The sequence below is a fragment of the Pseudoxanthomonas mexicana genome, assembly GCF_010093385.1.
In the GTDB taxonomy this organism is placed as follows: domain Bacteria; phylum Pseudomonadota; class Gammaproteobacteria; order Xanthomonadales; family Xanthomonadaceae; genus Pseudoxanthomonas_A; species Pseudoxanthomonas_A mexicana.
The window spans coordinates 121,053-130,432 of sequence record NZ_PDWV01000004.1; the positions used below are offsets into that span (position 1 = coordinate 121,053).

General features: G+C 69.8%; 8 protein-coding genes, 1 tRNA gene and 1 pseudogene. 2 read left to right on the forward strand and 8 right to left on the reverse strand.

The window, feature by feature from the left end:
- Positions 1-48 precede the first annotated feature (48 nt).
- Positions 49-1,518, reverse strand: a complete 1,470-nt coding sequence (locus CSC76_RS02980; RefSeq protein ID WP_162108574.1) for an NAD(P)H-hydrate dehydratase — start codon at positions 1,516-1,518, stop codon at positions 49-51.
- Positions 1,519-1,585: 67 nt separating this feature from the next.
- Between CSC76_RS02980 and queG the strand changes: the two genes are divergently transcribed.
- Positions 1,586-2,665, forward strand: a complete 1,080-nt coding sequence (gene queG, locus CSC76_RS02985; RefSeq protein ID WP_162108575.1) for a tRNA epoxyqueuosine(34) reductase QueG — start codon at positions 1,586-1,588, stop codon at positions 2,663-2,665.
- 187 nt (positions 2,666-2,852) lie between these two features.
- On the opposite strand, the gene pgi is transcribed toward queG, so the two are convergent.
- The 6 genes and pseudogenes from pgi to pcnB form a co-directional block, all read right to left on the reverse strand.
- A complete protein-coding gene (gene pgi / locus CSC76_RS02990) occupies positions 2,853-4,364 on the reverse strand; it encodes a glucose-6-phosphate isomerase (protein ID WP_162108576.1) in 1,512 nt (503 codons plus the stop codon).
- A 1-nt stretch (position 4,365) separates the two neighbouring features.
- Positions 4,366-4,746 (reverse strand): aspartate 1-decarboxylase, encoded by a 381-nt coding sequence (panD, locus tag CSC76_RS02995; RefSeq protein WP_162108577.1) that lies wholly within the window; start codon positions 4,744-4,746, stop codon positions 4,366-4,368.
- 102 nt (positions 4,747-4,848) lie between these two features.
- Positions 4,849-5,691 carry a pantoate--beta-alanine ligase gene (panC, locus tag CSC76_RS03000; protein ID WP_162108578.1) on the reverse strand — a complete coding sequence of 281 codons (843 nt, stop codon included), beginning with the start codon at positions 5,689-5,691 and terminating at the stop codon, positions 4,849-4,851.
- Positions 5,692-5,727: 36 nt separating this feature from the next.
- Positions 5,728-6,540 (reverse strand): 3-methyl-2-oxobutanoate hydroxymethyltransferase, encoded by an 813-nt coding sequence (gene panB / locus CSC76_RS03005; protein ID WP_162108579.1) that lies wholly within the window; start codon positions 6,538-6,540, stop codon positions 5,728-5,730.
- Positions 6,541-6,557: 17 nt separating this feature from the next.
- A complete protein-coding gene (folK, locus tag CSC76_RS03010) occupies positions 6,558-7,049 on the reverse strand; it encodes a 2-amino-4-hydroxy-6-hydroxymethyldihydropteridine diphosphokinase (RefSeq protein WP_162108580.1) in 492 nt (163 codons plus the stop codon).
- Positions 7,046-8,391, reverse strand: a pseudogene (pcnB, locus tag CSC76_RS03015) (polynucleotide adenylyltransferase PcnB). Before pcnB ends, folK begins: the two are co-directional and overlap by 4 nt.
- A gap of 84 nt (positions 8,392-8,475) precedes the next feature.
- Between pcnB and CSC76_RS03020 the strand changes: the two are divergent.
- Positions 8,476-8,550: transfer RNA gene (locus CSC76_RS03020), tRNA-Glu, on the forward strand.
- A 157-nt stretch (positions 8,551-8,707) separates the two neighbouring features.
- Here CSC76_RS03020 and CSC76_RS03025 read toward each other — a convergent pair.
- Positions 8,708-9,325 carry a response regulator gene (locus tag CSC76_RS03025; RefSeq protein ID WP_162108581.1) on the reverse strand — a complete coding sequence of 206 codons (618 nt, stop codon included), beginning with the start codon at positions 9,323-9,325 and terminating at the stop codon, positions 8,708-8,710.
- Between the last annotated feature and the right edge of the window lie 55 nt (positions 9,326-9,380).

Below are 9,380 nucleotides of genomic sequence, written 5' to 3' on the forward strand. Positions count from 1 at the left end.
GTGGCGATTCTATGCGCTCAGGGCACGCATGACCGGTGAACGCACGACTCAGGGGTTGGCCAGACGGCGCACGTGCGGAAGAAGGTCCGACGGCAGCAGCCCACGCTCGCCGTCCCAGGCAGCGGCATCACCCGCCAGTCCATGCAGCAGCGCGCCCGCGCTCGCCGCGTCGAAGGCCGACAGCCCCTGCGCGCGCAGCGAGGCGATGATGCCGGTCAGCAGGTCGCCCATACCCCCCACCGCCATGCCGGGGTTGCCTGCCGCCACGATGTGCGTCGCCTGCCCGCTTGCGACCAACGTACCTGCACCCTTCAGCACCACGACGGCCGCGTAGCGCTGTGCGATGGCCTGTGCGGCGCCGACGCGGTCGCGCTGGACGTCGGCCACGGTGCAGGCGAGCAGGCGTGCGGCTTCGCCCGGGTGTGGTGTGAGAACTGCATCCTGCAAAGGATGCGCTGTCGCGGACAACAGGTTCAGCGCATCCGCATCCACCACCAGTGGCAGGCCGCTGCGCAGTGCATGCTGGAACAGCGCCTGCCCCCACTCGCCCTGGCCCAGGCCGGGGCCGACGGCCACCACGCGGGCACGCGCGACCATGGGAATCAGATCGTCCGTGGCTTCGGCCGCACGCACCATCGCTTCGGGCCTGCGCGCGAGCAGTGCGGGCACGTGGGCCGGCCGCGTGGCCACGCTCACCAGGCCGGCCCCTGCACGCAAGGCGGCTTCGGCGCACAGCGCGATGGCGCCACCACTGCCCTCATCGCCCCCGATGCACAGCACGTGGCCGGACTCGCCCTTGTGCGTATTGCGTCGCCGCGGCAACAGCCACGGCACCAGCGCATCGTGGTCGAGCAGCGAGGCGTCGGCGGGCACGCCTTCGAAGCTCTCCCCGGGAAGATCCAGCTCCTCCAGTGCGAGCTGACCGGTGTATTCCAGCGCATCGCCGGTGTGCAGTCCGACGTGCCTCACGATGAACTGCAGCGTGCGGGTCGCCAGCACGGCAGCGCCGGGCGCACTGCCGCGATCGGCATCCACGCCGCTGGGGCCGTCCAGAGCGAACACCGGCGCGGCCTGCGTGTTGATCGCCTCGATCAGGGCACGCGCCTCGCCCTCCGGCGCACGCGACAGGCCGATGCCGAACAGCGCGTCCACCACCAGGTCGGCATGCGGAAGCACGGCGTCGAACAGCGCGACCCGTCCGCCGGCGGCCACGTACTCGGTGCACGCGCGCTGCGCGACGGAATTTCCCGGTACGTGCGAACGCAGGTGCACCACATCCACGCTGCGTCCGGCGCGGTGCGCATGCCGGGCCAGCACGTAGCCATCACCGCCATTGCTGCCCGGCCCGCACACCACGACGATGCGCTGTGCCTCGGGCCAGTGCTGCAGCACGTGCTGCCACGCCACCTGTCCCGCGCGCTGCATCAGCACGTAGGCGTCGCCGCCGAGGGCGCGCGTGGCACGCTGGTCCAGCGCCCGCGCGGCTTGCGTGGAGTACAGGGGCCAGGTGCCGGACATGGCCGGATTCTAGGTCCGCGCAAGGTTGCGGGGAAGTGAAGCCGGCCGGCCTCCTATAATCCCGCGCATGCCCGTTCCCGGCCCCACTGCCGCCCTGCCCGATCCATCGCTGCTCGCGCAACGGGTCCGCGCGCTTGCGCGGGAGTTCGGCTTCCAGCGCTGCGGCATCGCCGGCATCGAACTGGGCGAGGACGAACAGCACCTGCGCGACTGGCTGTCGCAAGGGTTGTACGGCTCGATGGACTGGATGGCCCAGCATGGCGACAAGCGGTCGCGCCCGCAGGAACTGATTCCCGGCACGCTGCGGGTGATCTCCGTGGGCCTGGACTACGGCCGCAACGACAGCGACGACGCATGGGACACGCTGCAGGACGGCACACGCGCCTATGTCGCGCGCTATGCCCTGGGCCGCGACTATCACAAGCTGATGCGTCATCGCCTGCAGAAGCTGGCCGAACGGCTGCAGCAGGACGTGGGCGTGTTCGGATACCGCGTATTCGTGGATTCGGCGCCGGTGCTGGAGCGCGCGCTGGCCCGCAATGCCGGATTGGGCTGGATCGGCAAGCACACCTGCCTGATCGACAAGGATGGCGGCTCGTGGTTCTTCCTGGGCGAGATCTACGTCGACCTGCCGCTCCCTATCGATGCACCGGCCACGGCGCATTGCGGCACCTGCACGCGCTGCATCGAGGTCTGCCCCACGCAGGCGATCACCGCGCCGTACCGGCTGGACGCGCGCCGCTGCATCTCCTACCTGACCATCGAGCACGAGGGCGCGATTCCGGAAGACCTGCGGCCGGCCATCGGCAACCGCATCTTCGGCTGCGACGATTGCCAGCTGGTCTGCCCCTGGAACAAGTTCGCCAGACGCACCGACGAACCCGACTTCCGCGCGCGCAACGACCTGGACGTGGCCACGCTGCCGCAGCTGTTCGCATGGAGCGAAGACGAATTCCTGCGCCGCACCGAAGGCTCCGCGATCCGCCGCAGCGGCCACGAACGCTGGCTGCGCAACATCGCCGTCGCGCTGGGCAATGCGCCGTCGACGCCCGATGTGGTCGCCTCGCTGGAAAGCCGCCGGGACGATCCTTCAGCCGTCGTGCGCGAGCATGTGGCCTGGGCGCTGCGCAGGCACCCACCTCTGTAGGAGCGACGTCAGTCGCGACCGCACGGACAGAATCAACGCAGCCCCCGCATCATGCGGGTCGACGTCAAGACATCCCGCGCAGACCACCAGGACAGCGATCCGCATGATGCGCGACCAGTGACGCTTCACCCCACCTGTCGCGACTGACGTCGCTCCTACAGGAAAGCTAGTGTCGGTAGGCGGCAACTCACCCGCGCGCGGCGATCTCGGCCAGCAGCGCCCGGGTCACCGGATCCTTTGCCTCGGTTTCGCCCTTCAGCGCCGGCAGCAGGCCATTGGCCAACTGCTTGCCGAGTTCCACGCCGAACTGGTCGAACGCGTTGATGCCCCACAGTACCGACTGCGCGTAGACGCTGTGCTCGTACATCGCGATCAGGCCGCCCAGCGCTTCCGGTGTCAGCGCATCCAGCAGGATCAGCGTGCTCGGTCGGCCGCCGGCGTAACTGCGGTGCGGATCGTCGCTGCGCTGCCCGTTCGCGAGCGCCTCGCTCTGGGCCAACAGGTTGGACAGCAGCGCCTGGTGGTTCTCGGCATACGGCGCGTCGCTGCTGACCGTGCCCACGAAATCCAGGGGCACGATGCCGGTGCCCTGATGCAGCGCCTGGAAGAAGCTGTGCTGCACATCCGTGCCTGCCCCGCCCCACCACACCGGCACGGTATCGACGCCGACCGGGGTGCCACCCAGCTTCACCGACTTGCCCAGGCTCTCCATGACCAGCTGCTGCAGATAGGCCGGCAGCAGCGCAAGGCGCTGGTCATAGGTCATCACGCCCGGCGCCGCATGGCCCAGCACATTCCGGTTCCACACCGCCGTGAGCGCGTGGCGCACGGCGATGTTGTCGGCCAGCGGCGTGTTGACGGCATGCGCATCGAAGGCCGACGCACCGGCCAGCAGACGCTCGAAACGGTCGAAGCCGATCGCCAGCGCGATCGGCAGGCCGACTGCGGACCACAGCGAATAGCGGCCGCCTACCCAGTCCCACATCGGCAGCACGCGTCCGGGGGCGATGTCGAAGGCCGCGGCGGCGCGCTCGGGATTCGCGCTGACGGCATACAGCCGCTCGCTGCCACCCAGCCAGTCGCGCAGGATGCGGCCATTAAGCAGGGTCTCCTGGGTGCTGAACGTCTTCGAGATCAGGATCGCCGCGGTACGCGCGGGGTCCAGCGGCGCCAGCGTGCGCTGCGCGGCGGCGCCATCGACGTTGGACAGGAAATGCACCCGGAAGCGCCCCGGCAGCGGATCGCGCAGCGCATCGGCCACCAGCCGCGGCCCCAGGTCGGAACCGCCGATGCCGACGCTGACGATGTCGGTGACGTCGCTGGCCTCGAGCTGCGCGACCAGGCCCGCCATCCGCCCCCGCACCTGCAACGCGCTTTCGTGCGCCTCGCGCGCGACGGCGGTGTCGGAATGCCGCCCGCGCAGCGCGGTATGCAGTGCGGCCCGGTCTTCGGTGACGTTGACCTTCTCACCGTCGAACAGGCGGCGGAAAGCGGCGGCCAGGTCCGCCTGCCGCGCATGCTCCACGAGGGCCTGCCACGCGGACGCGTCGTAGGACTGGCGCGCGAAGTTGAAGTACAGGGGTCCGCTGCGCACGGCGTGCGCGGCCACGCGGTCGGGCTCGCGCGCCAGCAGATCGCTCAAGGGGGCGCCACGCAGGCGCGTGGCGTGGGACTGCAGCGCGTCGAAACCCTGGCTCATGTCAGGCGGCCTGCTTGGGGATGCTGCGGTTGGTGTGGGTGATGCGGTTCTGGCCGTCCACGTACACCAGTGTGGGCTGGAACTGGTCGGCCTCCTGCTCGCTCATCGACGCGAACGCCGCGATGATGATCAGGTCGCCCACCTGCACGTGGCGCGCGGCGCCGCCGTTGAGCGAAATGATGCCGCTGCCCTCATCCGCGCGGATCGCATAGGTGGAGAAGCGCGCGCCGTTGGTGACGTCCCAGATGTGCACCTGTTCGAATTCGCGGATGCCGGTGGCGTCCAACAGCAGGCCGTCGATGGCGATGGAGCCTTCGTAGTTCAGCTCCGAATGGGTGACGGTCGCGCGGTGGATCTTGGTCTTGAGCAGGCTGAGGTGCATGGCGGGCGGAATCTGGATCGGGGGACGCGAAGTTTAGCCCCTTGCGCCTGGAGCGGCGTGCATCGTCGTGCAACACCGCGTCCGCCGCCGGCGCTGGCGCCGTCAGAACTCCAGGTTGTCGATCAGCCGCGTGCGCCCCAGCCTGGCCGCGATCAAGGCGACCCGTGCGCCGGGTTCGCCGTCGACCGGTTCGCTCAGGTCGGGGCGACGGACCACGGTGTAGTCCACCGCGTACCCGACCTCGGTGAGCCGCCGTGCCGCGTCGGCTTCCACCTGCGCGCGCGTCAGGCCGGCGAGCAGGCCGTCGCGCATGGCGACCAACGCCTTGCGGATCTCGGCCGCGCGCGGACGCTCGTCGGCGGACAGGTACTGGTTGCGCGAACTCATCGCCAGGCCGTCGGCCTCGCGCACGATGCTGCCCGCCACGATCTGCACCGGGAATGCCAGATCGGTGACCAGCTGCCGAATCACCGCGAGCTGCTGGTAGTCCTTCTTGCCGAAGGCCGCCACGTCGGGCTGCACCTGGTTGAACAGCCGGCTCACCACGGTACACACGCCGTCGAAGTGACCGGGGCGATGCGCACCTTCCAGCACGCCGCTCACGCCGGGCACATGTACATTGGCCGCCAGTTCGACCCCGAACGGATACATCGATTCCACCGTCGGCAGCCACAGGACATCGCAGCCGGCGCCTTCGAGCCCGCTCATGTCCGCTTCCGGCGTACGCGGGTAGCGGGTGAAGTCCTCGTTGGGACCGAACTGGGTCGGATTGACGAACACGCTGGACACGACGCGGTCGGCATACTGGCGCGCCAGCATCACCAGCGAATAGTGCCCGGCATGCAGGTTGCCCATCGTGGGCACGAAACCGACCCGCAGGCCCTGCTGCTTCCATTCCCTGACGCGGGCACGCAGCGCCTCCAGCTCGGTGATGGTCTCGATCATCGTGGCCCCTGTGGCGTGTGGTTGCGCGCGGCGCGGTCAGTAGGAATGGGCGTCGTCGGGGAACGCCCCGCTGCGCACCGCGTCGGCATAGGCGCGCACCGCGCCCGCCACGGAACCGCCCTCGGCAAGGAAGTCCTTGACGAACTTCGGACGCCGGTGGCCCGTATCCAGGCCGAGGAAATCGTGCAGCACCAGCACCTGCCCGTCGCAGCCGGGACCGGCACCGATGCCGATGGTGGGAATGGCGAGGTCGGGGGTGATGGCGGCCGCCAGCGAGGACGGCACGCATTCCAGCACCAGCAGCTGCGCGCCCGCCTCCGCAACGGCGCGTGCCTCTTCGCGCAGACGCGCGGCGGCGGCCTCGTCGCGGCCCTGCACGCGGTAACCGCCGAACTTCAGCACCGACTGCGGGGTCAGGCCCAAGTGCGCGCACACCGGGATGTCGCGCTCGGCGAGGAAGCGGATGACGTCCAGCTTGTGGCCTGCGCCTTCCAGCTTGACCATCTCCGCACCGGCCTGCAGCAACGCGATGGCGGCGTCGAGCGCCCGCTCGGGCGTGGCGTCGGACTGGAACGGCAGGTCGGATACCAGCAGCGCCCGGTTGAGGCCGCGGGCGACGGCGCGCGTGTGGTAGACGATGTCGTCCACCGTCACCGGCAGCGTGGAGTCATGCCCCTGCACCACCATGCCGAGCGAGTCGCCGATCAGCACCAGGTCCACACCGTTGGCATCCAGCACGCGGGCGAAGCTGTTGTCGTACGCCGTCAGCATCACCAGCCTGCGCCCCTCGCGCTTGGCATCGGCGAGTGCGGGGACGGTCCAGGGCTTGCTGTCGGCGTGCGTGCTCATAGCGCCGTATTATCCACTCATAGCGGATGGATGTTGGACATTTCCAGCGCGGACACAGCATCCCGTGCATCGCCGTAACCCGGGATACGGGCGTCCGGCCACACACCCAGCAACGGCACCAGCGCGAAGGCGCGTTCATGCAGGTGCGGGTGCGGCACCCGCAGGCCCGGCGCATCGATCACCGCATCGCCGTACAGCAGCAGGTCCAGGTCCAGCGTGCGCGGGCCCCAACGCTCACCGGCGATGCGATGGCGGCCGAACTCGGCTTCCACCGCCAGCAGCAGGTCCAGCAGCGCGCGCGGTGCCAGCGACGTGTCCACGAGCGCTACGGCGTTGACGAAGTCGGGCTGGTCCTGCCGGCCCCACGCCGGCGTGCGGTAGAAGCGCGACACCGCGCGCAGCGTCACACCGTCGCGCACGGCCAGCGCCTCGACGGCTCCTCGCAAGGTACCGACGGCATCGCCCAGATTGGCGCCCAGGCCAATGGCGGCCCGGATGGCGGGCGTCATTCCGGCGACGCGGCCGTGCTGCGGCGACGGCGGCGACGGCGACGCTTGGAGGGCAGCGCGTCCTCGTCGACGATCGCATCGGCTGCCGGGGCGACGCCGAGCGTGGCCGCCAGCTCATCGCCTGACTGGGTCTGCGCCTCGCGCCAGAACGCCACGTCCTCGGCGTGCTCGGGCGAGGCCGCGAGCCGCAGCACCAGGAAGTCGAAGGCGGCCCGGAAGCGCGGATGCGACAGCAGGCGCATCACCCGCTTGCGCTGGCGGTTGCCGAAGCGGGTCTGCAGCAGCCAGATCTCCTGCATCGGCAGCGAGAAGCGGCGCGGCAGCGCCACGGTGCTCAACTGATGCAGGGTGACGCGGTCGGCCGCGCGGCGCTGCGCCTCCTCGGCGTGCACGCCCTGCGCCTGCAGGCCCATCAGCGCGCGACAGTAGGCCGGCCACAGCAGCAGGGCGAACAGGAACGCGGGCGACACCGGCTCGTCGTTGGCCACGCGCTGGTCGGTGCCGGCCAGACCCGCCAGCACCATCCGGCGCAAAGCGCCGCTGCGGTTGGAGGCCAGCGCGGCCGCCGTCTCGGGGAACAGCACCTTCAGCAGGCCGAAGCGCTCCAGCCCTTCGAAGCTGGCGACGCCATGCCCGGACAGGAACAGCTTCAATATCTCCTCGAACAGCCTGGCCGGCGCGGCTTCGGCCAGCAGTGGCGCCAGCGGCGCGATCGGGGCGGCGGTGTCCGCGTCGATCTCGAAGCCCAGCTTGGCCGCCAGGCGCACTGCGCGCAGCATCCGCACCGGATCCTCGCGGTAGCGCTGTTCGGGGTCGCCGATGAGCTTGAGCCGCCGCGCCATCGTGTCCTCGAAGCCGCCGACGTAGTCGCGCACCGAGAAATCATCGATGGCGTATACAGCGCGTTGGCGGTGAAGTCGCGGCGCACCGCGTCGTCCTCCACGGTGCCGTAGACGTTGTCGCGCACCAGCCGGCCGTTGTCCATCTCGCGGTCGCCGCTACCGTCGTCGACGTTGGCACGGAAGGTGGCGACCTCGATGATCTCGCGCCCGAACACCACATGCGCCAGGCGGAAGCGGCGGCCGATCAGGCGGCAGTTGCGGAACTGCTGGCGCACCTGCTCGGGCGTGGCGTCGGTGGCCACGTCGAAATCCTTGGGGTGGCCGCCGACCAGCAGGTCCCGCACGGCGCCGCCGACCAGATAGGCCTGGAAACCGGCGTCCCGCAGGCGGTAGAGCACGCGCAGCGCGTTCGGGCTGATGTCCTTGCGCGAGATGGTGTGCTGGTCGCGCGGGATGGTTCGCAGAGCGGTGGACGGCGTAATAGTGGCGGTTCCATGCAGAAGGGGTCACGCGGCGGCCCGGATGGATTGCCCTGGGCGGTGCCGCCGCCTATACTAATCCGCTACGCCGGTTTCACCAAAAACGCTCCCTTCGTCTAGTGGTTAGGACGTGGCCCTCTCAAGGCTAAAACAGGGGTTCGAGTCCCCTAGGGATCGCCATCCGGCCAGGCGCCGCGGATTGAGAGCCGCAGCCCGTGCATCGAAACCAGACCCCGCTACGGCGGGGTCTTGTCTTTGTGCCGGCGCGGCCGACCCCGGCAAACCCGGCTCCGGCCGCCTCCCCCTGCACCATCGCGCGCCGCCGGGCGCTCGCGCCTCAGAGATCGAAGATGCCGCGCCTGACCGCGATCGTCACCGCGTGGGTACGGTCGTTGGCGTCCAGCTTGGACAGGATGTTCTTCATGTGCGCCTTCACCGTCTCCTCGGAAATGCCGAGCAGCTGGGCGATGCGCTTGTTGCCGTTGCCGTCGGCCACCTGCCGCAGCACCTCGATCTCGCGCTGGCTCAGCGCGTCGTCGGAGGCATGTTCGGCGATGCCGGCCGCGATCTCGGGCGGCATGCGGCGGCGGCCGGCGTGCACACTGCGGATGGTGGCCACCAGTTCGCGCCGCAGCATGCTCTTGAGCAGGTAACCCGCCGCCCCGGCCTTGAACGCACGCAGCGCCTGCGCATCGCCCTGGTAGGTGGTCAACACCACCACCTTGGCCTCCGGGAACTCGCGATGGAGGGCGCCGATGGCCTCCCCCCCGCCCATCCCGGGCATCTGCAGATCCATCAGCGTCACATCCGGGCGGCAGTCACGGAAGACCTGCAGGGCCTCCAGGCCGCTGGCGGCTTCGCCGACCAGCTGCATGTCGGGCTGGCCTTCGATCACCGCCGCGATGCCTTCGCGCAGCAGGGGATGGTCATCGACGGTCAGGATGCGGATCGGCATGGGAAGCAGGAGGCGCGGCGCCGGGCACCGGGTAGGGAACGTGTCATATCACGAT

Bases quoted from the DNA above. Each gene is read 5' to 3' on its own strand.
- CSC76_RS02980 (WP_162108574.1), bottom strand. From the start codon at position 1,518: ATGTCCGGCACCTGGCCCCTGTACTCCACGCAAGCCGCGCGGGCGCTG.
- queG (WP_162108575.1), top strand. From the start codon at position 1,586: ATGCCCGTTCCCGGCCCCACTGCCGCCCTGCCCGATCCATCGCTGCTC.
- pgi (WP_162108576.1), bottom strand. From the start codon at position 4,364: ATGAGCCAGGGTTTCGACGCGCTGCAGTCCCACGCCACGCGCCTGCGT.
- panD (WP_162108577.1), bottom strand. From the start codon at position 4,746: ATGCACCTCAGCCTGCTCAAGACCAAGATCCACCGCGCGACCGTCACC.
- panC (WP_162108578.1), bottom strand. From the start codon at position 5,691: ATGATCGAGACCATCACCGAGCTGGAGGCGCTGCGTGCCCGCGTCAGG.
- panB (WP_162108579.1), bottom strand. From the start codon at position 6,540: ATGAGCACGCACGCCGACAGCAAGCCCTGGACCGTCCCCGCACTCGCC.
- folK (WP_162108580.1), bottom strand. From the start codon at position 7,049: ATGACGCCCGCCATCCGGGCCGCCATTGGCCTGGGCGCCAATCTGGGC.
- CSC76_RS03025 (WP_162108581.1), bottom strand. From the start codon at position 9,325: ATGCCGATCCGCATCCTGACCGTCGATGACCATCCCCTGCTGCGCGAA.